This window comes from Uliginosibacterium sp. sgz301328 (genome assembly GCF_041807905.1).
Lineage (GTDB): Bacteria > Pseudomonadota > Gammaproteobacteria > Burkholderiales > Rhodocyclaceae > JBGVSA01.
This window is the reverse complement of the sequence record NZ_JBGVSA010000008.1, coordinates 149,041-166,470: the sequence shown is the minus strand read 5'-3', so window position 1 is coordinate 166,470 and position 17,430 is coordinate 149,041. Positions and strand designations below refer to the sequence as shown.

8 protein-coding genes are annotated in these 17,430 nt (G+C 65.0%); 2 read left to right on the top strand and 6 right to left on the bottom strand.

The genetic code is table 11. The features are described 5' to 3' along the window. The 3 genes from ACDA63_RS08455 to ACDA63_RS08445 all read right to left on the bottom strand — a co-directional run. A partial coding sequence (locus ACDA63_RS08455) for an ESPR-type extended signal peptide-containing protein (protein ID WP_373662783.1) occupies positions 1–4,685 on the bottom strand: 4,685 nt, incomplete at its 3' end. Positions 4,686–5,016: 331 nt separating this feature from the next. Continuing rightward, the gene (locus tag ACDA63_RS08450) at positions 5,017–5,655 is read right to left on the bottom strand and encodes a response regulator (protein WP_373662782.1); all 639 of its coding nucleotides are present in this window, start codon (positions 5,653–5,655) and stop codon (positions 5,017–5,019) included. After that, entirely contained in the window at positions 5,652–8,903 is a 3,252-nt protein-coding gene (locus ACDA63_RS08445) for an ATP-binding protein (RefSeq protein ID WP_373662781.1), read from the bottom strand. The genes ACDA63_RS08450 and ACDA63_RS08445 overlap by 4 nt, the downstream gene beginning before the upstream one ends. A gap of 275 nt (positions 8,904–9,178) precedes the next feature. Between ACDA63_RS08445 and ACDA63_RS08440 the strand changes: the two genes are divergently transcribed. Continuing rightward, positions 9,179–10,015, top strand: coding sequence for a response regulator (locus ACDA63_RS08440; RefSeq protein ID WP_373662780.1), 837 nt, complete (start codon positions 9,179–9,181; stop codon positions 10,013–10,015). 8 nt (positions 10,016–10,023) lie between these two features. On the opposite strand, the gene ACDA63_RS08435 is transcribed toward ACDA63_RS08440, so the two are convergent. The 3 genes from ACDA63_RS08435 to imuA are packed head-to-tail and all read right to left on the bottom strand — an operon-like array spanning position 10,024 to position 15,426. Continuing rightward, positions 10,024–13,278: an error-prone DNA polymerase gene (locus ACDA63_RS08435; protein WP_373662779.1), complete on the bottom strand. Its 3,255-nt coding sequence runs from the start codon at positions 13,276–13,278 to the stop codon at positions 10,024–10,026. Beyond that, entirely contained in the window at positions 13,262–14,695 is a 1,434-nt protein-coding gene (locus tag ACDA63_RS08430; protein WP_373662778.1) for a DNA polymerase Y family protein, read from the bottom strand. The genes ACDA63_RS08435 and ACDA63_RS08430 overlap by 17 nt, the downstream gene beginning before the upstream one ends. Next, entirely contained in the window at positions 14,692–15,426 is a 735-nt protein-coding gene (imuA, locus tag ACDA63_RS08425) for a translesion DNA synthesis-associated protein ImuA (RefSeq protein ID WP_373662777.1), read from the bottom strand. Before imuA ends, ACDA63_RS08430 begins: the two co-directional genes overlap by 4 nt. A gap of 215 nt (positions 15,427–15,641) precedes the next feature. On the opposite strand from imuA, the gene ACDA63_RS08420 reads away from it, so the two are divergent. Beyond that, the gene (locus ACDA63_RS08420; RefSeq protein ID WP_373662776.1) at positions 15,642–17,429 is read left to right on the top strand and encodes an EAL domain-containing protein; all 1,788 of its coding nucleotides are present in this window, start codon (positions 15,642–15,644) and stop codon (positions 17,427–17,429) included. The last annotated feature ends 1 nt before the right edge of the window (position 17,430 follow it).

Below are 17,430 nucleotides of genomic sequence, written 5' to 3'. Positions count from 1 at the left end.
ACGACATAGGTCGGCGCGCTGATCGTTCCGTCGGCGTTGACCGTCGAGTCTCCACCCAACGCATTGGCCGTCGAACTGGCCAACGCATAGAGTTGCGAGCCGTTGATGGCATCGAATGAAGATGCGTTGATGGCACCCTTCGCCACGTTGGTCAGCACCTGTGCGGCGCCAGGCGCGACGGCATCGCCGCCTGCGGCGATCAGTGACAACTGATCCGTGCCCGTGCGCTGCACAGGGCCGATCGTGCCGTTTTCGATGTTGGTCGTCAGATTGGTGATCGCGCCCCCAATACTCGTCACATCGCCAGCGAGATTGGTGACCGTGGTCCCCAGGCTGGTGACCGACTGATCCACGGCCCACAACTGGCTGCCGTTGATGGCGTCCTTGCTGGTCTCGGATACTTCACCGGCTGCCACGTTGGTGATCCTGGTGCCATCGGTGCCCGCCAGCGTGATGCTGTCATAGTTCACCGAACCGTCGCCGTTGTGGTCGTACTTGACCACGCCGTCGAGCACACCGTTGATGCTCGTGATGTTCCCTTCGACAATGCTCACGCGCCCGTCGATGTTGGTCACCACGGCGTCGGTCGCCCTCAGTTGGCTCACATTGACCGCGTCGGTGTCCGCGCTGCCAGCAGCCAAGTTCGTGATACGGCGCGTCACGCCGTCGGCGTAGCTGCCGACCGATACCTCGCCCACTGGCGAAGCGCCCGCGATCGTGCTGGCATCCCCCATCGGGTTCACGTACGCTGCGGCGGACAGTGTGGCGTCTCCCGCCACCGACATGCCGCCCAGCGCCACGTTGTAGTTGGTGCCGTCCAGCACCTTGGCTTCATCCCCGATCGCCACGTTGCTGTTGGGCAGAAAGCCGCCCGCGTTGCCCGTATTTGCCATCATCCCCAACGCCACGCCGCCATGGCTGGCGTTGGCGCCGGCGCCTACGGCCGTGCCGTCGACCGCGGTCGCATCCGCTCCCAGCGCCATGGAGTTCGGCCCGATCGCCGTGGCGGACTTGCCGATCGCCATGGCCGCCTGCTGCATCGAACCCGCATCGGCCGTCGTACCCGTGCCGATGGCAATGCTGTCCCACCCGTTGGCGAAGGTCGGACCGGCGCTTTCCGCACTTTGCGACCCGATGGCAATGCTGTTGTTGCCCCGTGCGGTCGATTGCGGGCCCACGGCGATGCTGTCCACGCCGACCGCGCTCGAATCGGCCTTGATGGAATTTGCATGAAAATACTTGCTTGCCGCCGCCGTGGCCGCCTGCAACTGGCTCAGGTTCACGGCATCGGACGGATTTGTGCCGGGCGCGACGTTGACGATCTTGATACCGCCCGCGTCGATGCCCGACTTGGTGACGCTCGGACCGGTGGCAATCGTCAGACCATTGTCGCTCAGGACCGCGGCACCCGTGGTCACGCTGGTGAAGACCGGATTCTCAGCGATCAGAATCTTCAGGTCGCCATTGGCGTCCACGACGGTGCTGACATTGCTGCCCGAGTACGTACCCGCGGCAGCCGCTTCCCCCTTGATGCTGAAGGTGTCGCCCAGCTTCTTGTCGACCGAACCGGTGTTGCCCGCAAACGTGATCGGTGTGTCGGTCAGCGTGGCGATATCCTGCTGCACTGCCCACAGTTGGCTGCCGTTAATCGCGTCCTTGCTGGTCTCGGATACTTCACCGGCGGCCACGTTGGTGATCCTGGTTCCATCCGTTCCGGCCAGCGTAACGCTGTCGTGGTTCACCGAGCCGTCCGCGTTACGGTCGTATTTGACCGCGCCTTGATCGACCCCTGCGATGGCGTCGGCCACGGTGTTGTAGGTGTCACCATCGATGGTGATGAACGGCCCTGTCACCGCACCCGTCGTGTTGTCGACGTGGACGTCTCCGCCGATGACGTCGGCGATCTGCTGGTTGCTGGCCTTGATCTGACGGACATTGACCGCGTCGGTGTCCTGCGTGCCGCCGGCAACATTGATGATCTGGCGCTCACCACCGACGCTGCCCACCGACACCGCGCCGGCGCTGGACGCCACCCTGGCAGCCGAGAACATTTCGACGCCACCGGACATCCCCGCTCGATCCGCAACGCTGTTCTGGCCAATAGCTGCTGACGCATTGGCGATTGCCGACGCATTTGCGCCAAGCACTGCCGAGCCCGCGCCCGTGGCCGTCGAGCCGTCGCCCAAGGCGAGCGAAGACTCGCCGCTTGCGTTGGCGAAGCGCCCGAACGCCGATGCGCCAAAAGCACTGGCGCTGGATTGATATCCGACCGCCGTCGCGTTGATATCCGAGGCACTGGCCAGTTCGCCCACGGCGACGGAATCACCCACGGCATGGCTGGCGTTACCGACCGCCACGCTGTTTCCGCCTTCCGCATAAGCGTTCGCACCCACGGCAGTGGCGCCGTTGCCGGTTGCCGAACTAAGGCGCCCAAGTGCAGTGGAGCCGTAGGCGGAAGACCTGGCGCCGTTGCCGATGGCGATGGCGCTGGTCTGGGTGCTCTGGCTTCCCTGACCCAGGGCAATGCTACTTCCCCCTGATGCCAGCGAGTCCTTGCCCAGCGCCAGGCTATCAGTCCCCGAGCCGACCGCGCCGGCCCCTACCGCCGTGGCATTCTCGGCTTGCGCCTGCGATAGCTGGCCGAGCGCCACTGTGTAATCCGCACTGGCGAGCGAACCGTCGCCAATGGCAATGGAATGTCTGCCCGACGCGCTGGCCGAGGGGCCGCCAAAATAGCCCGCAGAGCCGATCGCCACAGTATTGTAGTTAGTGGCCTGCGCTCCCTGGCCCACCGCGATGGCGGCCCCGCCGGCTGCGATCGCTCCTTTGCCCGCCGCAAGACTGTTGGCCCCGCCGGCTGCGATCGCTCCTTTGCCCGCCGCAAGACTGTTGGCCCCGCCGGCAGACGCCTGCGGCCCTATGGCGATACTGTCGGTGCCCGTCGCGGCAGAATCCGGCAGCGTCGAATTGGCATGGAAGTACTTGCCGCCCTTCGCGTAGAGGTTGGTGATCGCGTCACCCACCGTGTTGTAGGTCGTACCGCCAAGGGAAATGAATGGCCCCGCCACGTCGCCGTTGGCATTGATGGCCGTGGTGCCGCCAAGCAGATCGGCGATCGCCTGAGTGCCCGCCTTGAGCTGGCGGACGTTGACGGCGTCGGTATCCTGCGTGCCGCCGGCAACATTGATGATCTGGCGCTCACCACCAACGCTGCCGACTGACAATGCTCCCGCCGTCGAAGCGACTGCGGCGCCGGAGAACAGTTCGGCCTTGCCCGACATGCCCGCGCGATCGGCAACGGCGTTGGAGCCCACGGCCACCGAATTGGCCGCCTGCGCGGTGGCCTTGCTGCCCAGCGCGGCACTCCAGTTGCCAACGGCACTTGCGTTGCCGCCCAGCGCCGCGCTCCAGTTGCCTCCGGCCGATGCGTTGGAACCGATCGCCGAGGCGTAGGTCCCGCTCGTCACCATCGCACCCTGACCAATGGCGACGCTGTTGATGGTTGCAGCTTGGGCCCCAGAGCCGAACGCCAACGCATTTCCGCCGGTCGCCTGAGCGGTCATGCCAATGGCAATGGCATTGGTGCTCGCGCCCGATCCTGCGAGGGCGTTAGTACCCATGGCGATCGAATTATCGGTGACCGCCCTGGACGTCTGTCCGAAAGCGATCGCACTTTGCCCCATGGCCGTCGTCTGGCTGCCGAATGCGATGGCATTGGCCGTCTGTGCCGAGGCGTTCTTGCCAAGGGCCACAGCGTTGTCAGCCATCGCACTCGCCGCATAGCCGAATGCGAACGAGCCGGAGCCGCTTGCCGTTGACACATTTCCGATCGCGATCGCGTTGTCATTGGTGGCACTCGAAGCCTTGCCGATTGCGACGCTGCGATCACCCGAAGCCATTGCAGACCAACCGAGTGCCAGCGCCGTATCCCCAGCGACAGTCGCCAGATTTCCGATCGCAATGGCGTTGGACGAGGCGGCCAGCGACGACACACCAATGGCCGCTGCACTGGAGCCAGCGGCAATGGCATTCAGCCCGAGAGCAATCGCGCCGTTGTTGCTGGCGACGGCGCTGGTGCCGATGGCCGTGGCATTGAAGGCCGATGCGTTCGACACGAGCCCCAGGCTCAGTGCGCCTTCGCCGCCCGACGCAACCGCGTATCCACCGATGGCAAAGGACTTGTCCGCCGTGGCAGAGGAGCCCCAGCCGATGGCCGTGCTGTACGCGCCCATGGCACCCGCACCCATGCCGAACGCGGACGCGCTCTTCTTGTCCGCGTGCGCACCCGGACCGAACGCGGTGGAGCTATACCCGGTCGCCGACGAAAACTGACCGAAGGCCATGGCGCCGCTGCCGGAAGCGGTTGCACCGGCTCCCAAGGCGACGCTGTTATCGGCAATCGCGCTCGCGTTGGGCCCAATGGCAATTGCGAATCCGCCGTTCGCCGTACCTCCGTTGATGGCAGTGTTCGACCCAACGCCCCCATCGTTGCCGGCGGTTCCACCATCTTGTGCAATGAATGCGTCAGCCGGTGTGCCAAAAGAACCCAGCGCGGTCGCCGCCGCAAATACCAAGACCCGTGCCTTGCCACTCTTGGTGCTCTTGCTGCGGCTCTTGGCGATTTCCGACACCGCGATCCATGTGTTCGTACTGTCGTTCCAGACGACGCGATATGCCGTATTCATTGCTGCACTCCGTTCCAGGTTCTGAGGCTATCGGGCGTACTGCCTCGATACGGAGCGGAATGTATGAGACCACTGGCGGGGCAACGATCCGGAAGTTGCTGGTTCCGATTGAATGTGCGCGCGAAACCGGGCAGGAACTGTCTTGGTTTCTGAGCGCCCTTGACACGTGTCAGAAGCTGCGTGCTTGGGTTTTCCGTTAGACACAATCGCGCGGGATTACCCACAGAAGAGAGACGCCGCGTCGACCCGTCGTGCAGTCGCCACAAAAGAGCCTCTGCCCCAAGCCGGACGCTTCGGGCGGAGGCTGCTTCGCAAAGCCCGTCCGTTGGCCTCAGTCCAGGCCGGTGTTGCGGGCGTAGTCGATCAGGTCCTGGTCGTTGCGGGCGCCGATCTTGGCCATGGCGCAGCGCTTTTGATAGCTGACGGTCTTCTTGCTGCGGTTGAGCGCCTCGGCGATCTCGTTGACCGTCAGTCCGCCCGCGAACATCCGCACGACTTCGGTTTCGCGCAGGGTGAGCTGCGTGGCGCGGCTGGCGAGCCGCGTATCGGTGGCCGATTGCAGAATCGCTGCCACGTTGTCGGGCATGTAGCTTCGCCCCTGCGCAACAGCGTGGATGGCACGCACGACGTCGGTACCGTCGCTGGTCTTGATCAGCACGCAGTTTGCGCCGCGCTTGAGCACGAGGCGGAAGATGAATGGGCTCTCCAGCACCGTCAGCACGATGATGCCCATGTGCGGGTAGCGCTGGCGCAGGGTGCGCACGAGCGTAGAGCCGTCGTCGCCCGGCTCGATGGCGGGCATTTTGTAGTCGGTCACCACCAGGTCGGGTTTGTGCTGGTCGACCAGCGCCAGCAATCGGGGCGCATCGGTTGCTTGCCCGCACACTTCGATGTCCAGCTCGCGCGAAATCAGGCTCGCCAGCCCTGCGAGCACGATCGGGTGGTCGTCGGCGATGACAATCCGGATCATTCCCATGCCTCGATGAGGTATTCGACATAATCGCCCAGCGCAGTGGCTGCGTGGCGTGCGGCTTCGTGGTCCTTTTCGCTCAGCGCGGTGGCAATGCGTTCGCACTGGTTGGCGGCGTCGTGTTGCGCGAGCGACAGGAAACCGCCCTTCATGTGGTGCGCGATACCTTCGAGTGCGGCTTCGTCGCCCTGCGCGACCGCCTGACGCAAGAAGCGCAGGTCGCCCGTCAGCGCGGTGCGGATGTGTGCGAGGCGCTCCGCGCTAATCTGCGCGCGCCCCCGCTCAGCCGCCTCGACGCTTGCCTCCTGCATATGGTGGGTGCTGAACGGCAACAGGCTGGCGTGCAGTGCATCCAGCAGCACCGGTTTCACAAGATAGGTGTGCATGCCGGCAGCGGTGCTGGCCGCGATCTGGCTGGTGAGCGCGTTGGCCGACATGCCGACGACGGGCGTGCCAATGCCACGCGCGCGCAGTTCGGCCATCAACCGGTCGCCATTCATGCCCGGCAGATTGATGTCGGTGACGATCACGTCGGGCGCGATCCGCCCAATCCACTGCAACAGCGCTTCAGCGTCCTTGAAGACGCTTGCCCGGCAGCCGATCTGTTCGAGCTGCTCGACCAGCAGATCGCGGCTGATGACGTTGTCCTCCACCACGGCCACATGCAGTCCGAGCGGCGTCAGCGTGCGATGCTTGTGGGCGCCGCCCATACCGTCCGTGCGCCGCCCCAACGCGGCCCGGATGGCACGGACGATGCTCGCGCGACTGTAGGGATCTGCGCCATGGAAACGCTCGCGCGTGGCCTCCAACTGCGGCGCGCTGTCGAGCTGCACGACGCCCAGGTAGGCGTCGTCACCAACCGCAGGCACGTCGTCATCGCTGATCAGCAACACGGCATCGCGCGGTTCCACGCCCGGTGGCCACGGGTCACCCTCGGCAATGGCGGACGCGCCCCTGCTCTGCACCAGCGCAGACAGGTTTTCGCGCACGTCGTTGGCCGCAGCCCGGATGACCACGCACGCCTGCGCCAGCGATTGCTGCGGCTCGATACGCTCGCGCAAGGGCAGGTCCACCTCGAGAAAGAAACTGCTGCCCAGTCCGGGCGTGCTGGCGAGATCGATGTCGCCGCCCATCAACTGGGCCAGACGGCGGCTGATCGGCAAGCCCAGACCCGTCCCCTGCACCACGCCGAGCGACGCGCCGGCCACCTGCATGAAGGGCTCGAACAGGCGCGCCTGATCTTCCGGCGCAATGCCCACGCCCGAGTCCGCCACCTGCAGGCGCAGATGGATGGATGGTGTCTCGCCCGGCTCGGCGGGCGTATCGGCGAATTCCAGTCGCACGACGATGCGCCCGACGTGCGTGAACTTGATGGCGTTGCTGACGAGGTTGGCGACGATCTGGCGCATGCGGGCCGGGTCGCCCAGCACTTTCACATCGGGCGTCGGCTGCAGGCAGCACTGCAAGGACAGCCCTTTCTTCTGTGCCAGCGGCGCGTAGCCGGCGAGCGTCGTTTCGATGAGGTCTACCGGATCGAAGACGGTCGTTTCGAGCTGAAGTTCTCCTGCCTCGATGCGCGAAAAATCCAGCACGCTGTTGATCACCTCCAGTAATGCGCGCGCCGAGTTCTGTGCCACGTCGAGGCGACGCTGCTGCGCCTCGGGCAAACCGTGGCGCTCCATCAGTTCCAGCGTACCGAGCATGCCGTGCAGCGGTGTGCGGATTTCGTGGCTCATGGTGGACAGGAAGAGCGACTTCGCCGCGTTCGCCGAATCCGCGCTGGCGCGTGCTTGCTGTGCCTGCTCAGCGGCGGCGTACGCCAGGGCTTCGGCGCGTTTGCGCTCGGTGATGTCGGCCAGCGAGCAAAGCATGGCCGGCTCTCCCTGGTAGCGCGTGTTGCGCGCGGCGACCTGCAGGTAGAGAACGCGCCCCTCCGCGTCGGTGATGGCAAGCTCCGCCGTCTGCCCTTCGGGCGGCAGATCGTGCGCAAGCGCTTCGCGCAGCAGCACACCGTTGCGATCGGCGAGCGGACGCTGGAGCAGCCCTTCAGCGAGCGGATTGGCGATGACGACGGAGCGGTCGGACAGACGGAGCACGAAAATGCCTGACGGCGCCGCTGCGAGCACGCCGGCAGTAAGCGCTTCACTCTCCTGCAGACGCAAGAGCTGTCCGGCCGCGGGCAGCAGCACTCGCACGCGAAAGCGCCGATATCCGACGATGATCATCGCCAGAGCGATCAGCACGATCACCGACGCCACCGCGACGCGCCAGAAGTCGGACCTGAATGCGTCGGCGATCGGCACACCGTTGAGTACCACCTCAGAATGGCTCTTGATGCTCAGCAGAAGCATGCCGCGCTCGAACCGATAGTCGGCGAGGATATCGCGGCCGACCGATGCGTCTCTGGAGATGATCGGTCGCAGGCCCGCCACGTCTTCACCTTCAAAGACGGGCGTGTAGTCATCCGCATACATGCTCACCCGACGGAGCTGGTCGGCGCGGATGTCTGCCAACTGCATCAAGCTGGGTCCTATACCCACGATGACGGTGGCAAGTTCGCTGCCGTTCGCCCCATCAAGTGCAAAGCGCCGCGCGTAATAGGCTTGCCGCTGCCCGGCAGGAATCGGATGGGGCAGGCGCAGATTTGCCACGAGCAGTGATTCCGATACGGGCCGCTCGCCGAGCACGGTCTGTATCTGGCCCGCCAATGCCATGAGCGCATCGAGATCGGCTGGCGGCCCCATGCCGTTCGCCGCCGGCAACAGGATGGCGCGCGAACCGTCGTTCACGATCACCACCGTGGTGATCAGTGTCGCCTGGCCTGGCCATTCAACGGCTTCAAAACGGGCGAGCCGCCATGCCAATTCACTCCATTGCGGCGAGACGGGAGCATCGCTGCGCGTAAGGACGGTGAATTTATGCGTAAACGGGGTGGCGGCAATTTCGCTCCTTGGCCCGGTCATGCCCGTATCGGCTGCCTCGCTCGGCGGCCAATGCGCCGCCACTGCGGCGACCTTGGCTGTGTAATCCTGAATGCGTCCGCCGAGCATATGCATTCTGTCGAACGCGGCACGCGAGGCTGCGAATTGCCGGTCGATCGCCTCGTTGAACACCAGCACGAGGTAGGTCACGTAGAGCGCGACGATGCAAAGGACAGACAGCACGACCAGGTGACGCAGGCGCGGTCCTACGCCGATGCCTTGTTCGAGGTGCGCACCACTGACACGCGGCTCTCCGGCCATCGCCATGAAGCGAGTCTCCTTGAGTCCACACGGCAATCGGGCATCACCCTGACGTGTGTGCAGCACGCCCGCGTCGCCTCGCCTATCGGCCAGTACGCATGATCCGCGCTCTTGGCAGAGCCAGGACGCAGGACAGCGACGCGACGACAATTCCGAAGACATGCACGGAATTGTCTCGACTTTACACCAGGATCTGATCGCGAATTTTCAGCACGCCGCCGTCAGTAGCGACTCTAGATAAGTCGGAAAATTCGCACATTCGCACGACACGAGCAAGGGTGATGCGGCATGAAGCGGCCGTCCGACGCCGCTTCGTGGAGATTGTGTCCTTGTATTGCAGCGCTGGGCATGTCGCAAAAACCCGGACTGGTCTGGTTCATCGGCAGGACGACAAGCCTCAGCTTATGCGTCAGCACAATCCTCCTTTTCCCATAAGGGAATTCGCTATGCACAAGACGGCAATCACATCGGATCTCCACCATTTTGCTTCGATCCCACCCCTGCGCCGGTCGCTGCGCGCCTCGTCGTCAGTACGCCTGGTCGCTGTCGATCCGCACCCGATGATCCTGCGCGGGTTATCGATCCTGTTCGGCGAAAATCCCCTGGTCGAACTGGTCGGCAATGCGAGCGACGGCATCACGGGACTGGCGTTGATTCGCGAACTCAGGCCGGACATCGTGCTGACCGAAATCGCCCTGCCCGACATGGCCGGCGCGGACTTCATCCGCTCCGTGATCGCCTTGTCGCCGCCGCCCGCCGTCGTGGTGTTCTCATCGATGCACTCGATCATGCCGAATGCCTTCAATGCGGCGCGCGCCGGTGCCAAAGGCTATGTCAGCAAGGAGACCGAACTGGACGCCGTGGTGACCACCGTCACGCTGGTCGCCAAAGGATTCACCTGCCTGCCGGAACATTCGCTGCCCGACATGAGGTCGCGCCTGTCCTGCCGCGAGGCCGAAGTCATCCGGGGCTTGCTTGGCGGCATGACCAACCGGGCCCTGGCGGCCAGGCTCGGCATCAACGAAAAGACCGTGAGCCACTACAAGTGCACGGCCATGAAGAAGCTCAAGGTCACCTCGCTCACCATGCTGGCGGGCATGGAGGCGCATCCCTGGTGAGCAATGCTTCAGTGGAAATCCCGGCTCGTCACTTCGAGCCGGCCCAGCCAGGGCGAAAGATCCACCAGTCGTTTAGCGACGAGCAGCACGACATTGTTGGCACACTGCAATTGACCGAACACGCCGAGCAGCCGGGCGCTGAGCACTTCACGCCGATGGCGGTCGACCACGTCCGGATGGACGATGACGTTGATCACGCCGGTTTCGTCTTCCAGCGTAATGAATACGCTCTTGGCCGAGCCCGGCTTCTGGCGACAGGTAACGAGCCCCGCCGTGCGTCCGGCTGCGCCATCGGCCAGGTTGCGGTTGTTCTTGTCGAGCCCCCGCGCGGCCATCGCCATAATTTCGGTGGTCGGCCCAAAACGACGCGCATTGAGCCGCTCGCGTAGCAAGGCCACCGGGTGACGTTCCAGCGTGAGACCGACGTGACGATAATCCGCGAGGATGTTCTCGCCTTCGGAGGGTGCAGCCAGCATGACGGGCGCTTCGCGCGGCTGGGCGGTGTCGAACAGATCGCCCTGCCGCTGTATGCCGCTCACCTGCCACGCGCTCTGGCGGCGATGCCCGCTCAGCGCCTTGAGCGCCCCCGCGGCGGCGAGGCAGCGCAACTCTCCCGATGACAGATCGGCACGCGCGGCGAGGTCTTCAATGTCTGCAAAAGCGCCCTGTCCGCGCGCCGTGCTGATGCGCTCGGCGGCTACCTGAGAAAAGCCATTTACCTCATGCAACCCCATGCGCACGGCCGGGCGCGGCGCATCGGTCTGTTCGAGATGACTGAACCAATTGCTGCGACACACATCGACGGGTTCCACGCGCACGCCATGGCGGCGAGCATCCTGCACGAGCTGCGCGGGCGCATAAAAACCCATTGGTTGGCTGTTGAGCAAGGCGCACAGGAAGGCTTCCGGCTCATGGCACTTGAGCCATGCCGAGGCATACGCCAGCAGCGCAAAGCTGGCCGCGTGCGATTCGGGGAAGCCGTATTCGCCGAAGCCTTCGATCTGTTTGCAGAGCCGTTCGGCGAACTCGCCCAGGCCCTTTCTTTCCATGCCAGTCTTGAGTTTTTCCTTGAATTTCTCGAGGTGACCTTTCTTCTTCCACGACGCCATGGCGCGGCGTAGCTGATCCGCTTCGCCCGGCGAGAAATCCGCCCCCACGATCGCCAATTGCATCACTTGTTCCTGGAAGATCGGCACGCCACAGGTGCGTTTGAGCACTTCGTCGATCTTGGGGCTGATGGACTGGATCTTGGCCGGATCGTCATGCCCGGCGAGGAACGGATGCACCATGCCGCCCTGGATCGGTCCGGGGCGCACGATGGCGACCTGCACGACGAGGTCGTAATAGTTCTTCGGACGCAGGCGCGGCAGCATCGACATCTGCGCGCGCGACTCGATCTGGAATACGCCGATGGTGTCAGCCTTGCTGATCATGTCGAAGGTCGGCGTGTCCTTGGGTGGAATGTCCGCCATCGTCAGCGCGCGCCCTTGCCGCACCGACGCCCAGTTGAGCGCGCGGCGGATCACGGTGAGCATGCCCAGCGCCAGCACGTCGACCTTGAGCAGGCCGAGCGATTCGAGATCGTCCTTGTCCCACTGGATGACCGAGCGCTCGGCCATGGCAGCGTTTTCGATCGGCACCAATCGCGACAACGGCCCGCGTGAAATGACAAAGCCGCCCACGTGCTGCGACAGATGGCGCGGAAATTCACGCAACTCGTCGGCCAGCTCCAGCCATTTGGTCACGCGCGGGCTATCCAGCCGCAAGCCGATGCCGGCCAATCGATCGGGCAGTTCGTCGCGCTTGTCCCACCACGCCAGCGAACGGGTCAGCGCGGTGACTTCAGCCTCGCCAAACCCCAGCGCGGTGCCAACGTCACGCAACGCGCTCTTGGTGCGATAACGGATGACCGTGGCGGCCAATGCGGCGCGTTCGCGACCGTACTTGCGGTAGATGTACTGGATGACCTCTTCGCGCCGTTCGTGCTCGAAGTCGACGTCGATGTCCGGCGGTTCGTCGCGCTCGCGCGAAAGGAATCGTCCGAAGAGCAGATGCGCGCGCTTGGGGTCGACCTCGGTAATGCCCAATGCATAGCACACCGTCGAATTGGCCGCCGAGCCGCGCCCCTGGCACAGGATGCCCTCGCCGCGCGCGAATTTGACGATGTCGTAGACGGTGAGAAAGAACGCCTCGTAACGCATCTCTTCGATCAGCGCGAGCTCTGTCTCAACGCTCGCCCTTACCTTTTCGTCCTCACCTTCAGGATAGCGGCGGCGCAGGCCGGCTTCGGTCTCCTGCCGCAGGTATGAGGTCGGCGTATGGCCGGGCGGGACGATTTCTTCGGGGTATTCGTAACCCAGCGTGCCAAGGTCGAACTGACAGCGCTGTGCAATCGCCACGCTCTGCGCCAGCAGATGCGGCGGATACAGTCGCGCCAGCCGCGTGCGCGTACGCAAGTGGCGTTCGCCATTCGGGAACAAGGCCTTGCCCGCCGCGAACACGGTCGTGCGCAGGCGAATGGCGGTGAGCGTGTCCTGCAGGCGACGGCGACGGCGCTCATGCATGTGCACGTCCCCCGCCGCCATCAGCGGTATGCCAGCCACATCGCCAATACGTTGCAGCGTATCGAGCCGGCCAGCATCATCGGGCCCGCACAGCATTTCGGCGGCGATCCACAGGCGGTTCTGCGGCGGGCCGATGCCTGTCGGCGGTTCGGGCGGAAAACAACGCGCCAGCCATTGCGCATCTTCCAGCGTGGGCGCCTCTCCCGGCACCCATAGCGCCAGGCACCCCGGCACCGCACCGCGCGGCACGATGGGCGTAAAGTCACCGCGCAACAAACGGTATTCGCCCTTCTGCGAACGCCGCCGCGCCAGCGTGATGAGGCTGCACAGGTTGCCGTAGCCGTCGCGGTCCTGCGCCAGCAGCACGATCTTGAGCCCGCATTCGAGCGTGAATTCGCTGCCCACGATGAGTTTGGGCAGCGGCAGCACGGGCGGCGGCGCCTTGCCCGCCTTGATGGCTTCGGCGGCTTTTTCAGCGTCTTCCAGCGGCATGTCGCGCAATGCCTGCCAGGCCTGCACGACGCCCGCCACCGAACACTCATCGGTGATCGCCAGTGCGGCGTAACCGCGCTTGCGCGCCTGCGCCATCAGCTCAGCCGGCTGTGAAGCGCCACGCAGAAAGCTGAAGTTGCTCAGGCAGTGCAGTTCAGCGTAGTCGGGCAGCGCTGGCGTCATGGCGTGATCAGGCAAAGTACCCATGCAGCCACCACCCCCGCGTATCGCGGAAAATCCAGACCCACTCGCCACGCTCTGATTGCGCCACGTAGTAATCGCGACGCAAATCGCCCGCCATGCTGCGACCTTTTTCGCCTTCGTCCCACCAGCCGCTTTCGATACGTTCCGGCCCCGCCAGACGATGCAGCCGCCCGTTGCTGTACAGGCCATCGTCACGTTGCTGGACGGCGCGCGGCGTGGACAGCAACCATAACGGACGCGGCGAGTTGGCCTGCGCAACCTTGCCCTGCCCCTGCGGCACCTGACGTGTAGCGCATTCGGGACGGTGGTCCGCCTGCACGGCCAGCCCATGCACGGCCTCCACGCCCAGGCGCGCGCGCAGGCGCTCGATCACGGGTGCCAACGAGCGCGCGGCGGTCTGGGCGAACAAACCTTCGCTCGTACCCGACAAGGTTTCGGGCGCGTTGGCTTCCAGCCGCAGGTCGGTCACCGCCGCTGCAAGACGCAGGCGTTCAAGGCGTTCGCGCAGTACGCGTTCCATGCGTGCGAGGTCGGCCGTGACATCGGCAAAACTCAGCACCAGTCGCGTCGGTGGAATGTATTCGTGCACCAGCTCAAACACGCATTCGGTCACGCCCGCCGCCCGCCCGCTCAGCCAGCCCGCGAGGCTCGCCAGCATGCGTCGGGCGGCAAACAGCAGCATCGATGCGTGATCGACCTTGGCAGGCAGCTCCAGCTTTTGCGCAAAACATTCCGGGAAGACGAAGCTCGGCCGCAGATCGGGCGCGTCCCCCAGGGCCTGCGCCAGTTGCTGCGCCATCAGCGGCCCGAAACGCCTCGCCAGACCGGCACGTGGCAGATCGAACAGGTCGCCCAATGTGCGCACGCCGAGGGCGGCCAGCGTATTGGCATCGGCCTGCGTCAGGCGCAGCACGTCCACGTCCAGCGGCGCGAGCGCGGTTTGCAGATCATTGGCACGCAGACACGCACTGGACTGCCCTGCCCGCGCCAGCCATTGCGCCGCAAGCGGTGTGGGCGCCAGCGACAGGCATGCAGAAAAACCCTGCGCGTCGATATCGGCCACCACCTGCCGGCACAGTGGCTTCAAGCCACCAAAAAGCCGCAGACAACCGCTGATTTCGATGAGCAGTTCATCCGTGCCGGCCACGCTGACGTGCGGCGAAAAGCCCCCCGCCCAGCAGGCCAGTTGATGCAACGTATCGATCTCGCGCGCGGCGTCGCACTCATGCACGGCCAGCCCCGGCGCCAGACCGAGCGCGCTGGCCAGCCGCATGTCGGGCTGGATGCCGTGAGCCTCGGCCGCATCGTTGGCGCAGCCGATGCGTTGCTGCGACACGGCCACGGCCGGCCCTTCGTCAGGCGGAAAGACTTCCAGCGCCAGCCGATGAAAGCGCATGCACAGCCACAGCGCCTGCTTCATGGCGCCACCTTCGCAGGCTGCGACGCTTTGACGGACGACGGCACGCCACGCAACACGGTGTGCCCCACCGGCGGCACCGAACGGCGCAGTACGCGCTGCCACGGCAAGGGGCGCTCCACCTGCAGCAGCAGACTGCGGGCACATGGGGGGCCGCGCCGCTTGAGGATGTCCACGCGCAAACCGTCAGGGCTGCCGACCAGGGCCAGCCGCAGCGGCGCGGGCGACGCCACGCGTGCGCAGGACTCGTCGCGGAACATGAAAGCCAGGCTGCGGCAACCTTCGGCCGCCAGTTGCAGACGGCGCAGCGTCTTGTTGTCGACGCGGGCGGGCAACCATGCCAGCACGGCACCCAGCGCACCGCTACCGAGCAGTTGTTCGGTACTCCAGGCGATATCTTCGTCGGCAGCCGTCACCCACAGCAGTTGCGCCAACGGAAAATGCGCGGCCCATGCGGGCGCATGCGCACAGGCAGGCGGCGCGACGATAGCGATGGGCGCTTCATCCACCACCGCACGCAAGGCAGGCAGCAGCAGCGAGACCTCACCGATGGCACGTGTGGCGGACAACAACTCCACCAGCGCGCCGCGCGGCCATCCGCCACCGGGCAACTGGGCATCGAGCGTGTCGAAGCCACTGGCCTGGGCCTGCCCGTCCAGCGCGGCCAGCCGGTCGCCGCGCCACACATCGGTGCGCTGGAGGATGTCCATCAGGGTGGCAGTGGCGGCAGGCATGCGGGAGGCGAAAAACCGGTGGGAGGATCGGCCCGATCCAATACTGTATTTTTATACAGTCATCGAGACTTTTCCAGTCCGGCCGGCGGCGCGACACGCAAGCTCACGAAGGCACGCGCCCTTCACAGGGGCCCTGCCGCTGTCACATAAACTTCATTCCACTTCGGCGCCGCCGCGCCGTTATACGGGACTCGAACCCCCGTACAGGTTTTCTCATGTCCGCCGCCGCACGCCATGCCATCCAGCAACCGGAGCGACGCCTCCCCTCCGCTCAGTCGCCCGTGGATCTGCATGCGCTCCAAGCGAATTTCCAGCCGATCTTCAATCTGGCCACCGGTGCCCTGCACGGTTTTGAAGGGCTGATCCGCCCGCCCCGCGACAGCGGTCTGTGCAGCGCCTTCGAACTGTTCGCCCTGGCCCGCGCTGCCGACATGTCGATCGAGCTCGAACAGGCCGCCGCGCAAACGCTGGTCCGCCGCTTCACCGAACTGGGCCTGCGCGGCACGCTGTCGCTCAACTTCAGTTGCGACACCTTGCTGCACCTGGGTGCGGCACCGGAACAGGTCGACACCGCGCTGCGCGAAATCGCACACCTTGGCGACCGCCTGGTCATTGAAGTCACCGAACAGGATGTCGCCGAGGACGTCGGCCGGCTGGTCGCAGCCATCGATCTATTGCGTCATCAGCGCGGCAAGGTCGCGCTCGACGACTTTGGCATGGCGCAGTCGAGCCTTGCGCTGTGGATTCAGTTGCAGCCCGAAGTGCTCAAGCTCGACCGCTTCTTCGTTGCCGGCATCGACGGCGATTCGCGCAAGTTCGAGACGGTCAAAGCCATCGTGCAACTGGCCGCCACGCTGGGCTCGGAAGTGGTCGCCGAAGGCATCGAGCGCATCGAAGAACTCATCGTGCTGCGCGACCTCGGCGTGCAATACGGGCAAGGCTTTCTGCTCGGGCGGCCGAGTGCGGACCCGGTGAGCGAACTCCCCGCCAAGGTGTGGGAGGCGCTGGGCAACCGTGCCATCGCCGTGTTCCCCGAGCCTGCACGCATCGGCCCAACCATCATGCGGGTTGATCGCGTGCTCAACGAAGCGCCCTGCGTGGGCCCGACCACCAGCAACAACGAACTGCTGCGCGTCTTCCACCATCATCCGGAATTGACGGCAGTGGCCATCGTGTCGGATGACGGTCACCCAGTCGGCGTGGTCAACCGCCGCTCATTCATCGATACGCTGTCGCTGCCGTTCCACGAAGAGCTCTTCGGGCGCCGGCCGTGCACGCTGTTCATGGACACCGATCCGATCCTGATCGAACGTTCGGCCAGCTTCGACGAGTTGGCCGACATCATCACCGACGAAGACCAGCGCTACCTGTACGACGGTTTCATCATCACCGAGAACGGCCGCTACGTCGGTCTGGGCACCGGTTCGGCGCTGGTGCGCATGGTGACGGAAAACCGCATCGAAGCCGCGCGTTATGCCAACCCGCTGACTTTCCTGCCGGGCAACATCCCGATCTCGCGCCACATCGACCGCCTGCTGCAAAGCCGCAGCGGCTTTGTCGCCTGCTACTGCGACCTCGATCATTTCAAGCCCTTCAACGACCAGTACGGCTACTGGAAAGGCGATGAGATGATCAAGCTCGCGGCAGCGTGCCTGACGCAAGCGTGCAATCCGCTGCGCGATTTTCTCGGCCACGTCGGGGGCGATGACTTCCTCGTGCTCTTCCAGAGCGACGACTGGCAACACCGGCTGCTCGCCGCGCTCGAACAGTTCCGCCTGCGCGCAAGCGCGCTGTTCAATGACGAAGACCGCGCACGCGGCGGCATCGAAGCCGAAGACCGCCAGGGACGCACGGCATTCTTTCCGCTCACCACCATGAGCGCCGGCGCCCTGTGCGTGCACGCCGGCCACAGTCTGTCGCACGAAAAGGTCGCCTCGCGCGCAGCCGCCGCCAAGCGTGCCGCCAAGCAGGGGCGCATCTTGCTGCACGTGGAAGAGGCCTGAC

Bases quoted from the DNA above. Each gene is read 5' to 3' on its own strand.
- ACDA63_RS08450 (WP_373662782.1), bottom strand. From the start codon at position 5,655: ATGATCCGGATTGTCATCGCCGACGACCACCCGATCGTGCTCGCAGGG.
- imuA (WP_373662777.1), bottom strand. From the start codon at position 15,426: ATGCCTGCCGCCACTGCCACCCTGATGGACATCCTCCAGCGCACCGAT.
- ACDA63_RS08430 (WP_373662778.1), bottom strand. From the start codon at position 14,695: ATGAAGCAGGCGCTGTGGCTGTGCATGCGCTTTCATCGGCTGGCGCTG.
- ACDA63_RS08445 (WP_373662781.1), bottom strand. From the start codon at position 8,903: ATGGCGATGGCCGGAGAGCCGCGTGTCAGTGGTGCGCACCTCGAACAA.
- ACDA63_RS08420 (WP_373662776.1), top strand. From the start codon at position 15,642: ATGTCCGCCGCCGCACGCCATGCCATCCAGCAACCGGAGCGACGCCTC.
- ACDA63_RS08440 (WP_373662780.1), top strand. From the start codon at position 9,179: ATGCGGCATGAAGCGGCCGTCCGACGCCGCTTCGTGGAGATTGTGTCC.
- ACDA63_RS08435 (WP_373662779.1), bottom strand. From the start codon at position 13,278: ATGGGTACTTTGCCTGATCACGCCATGACGCCAGCGCTGCCCGACTAC.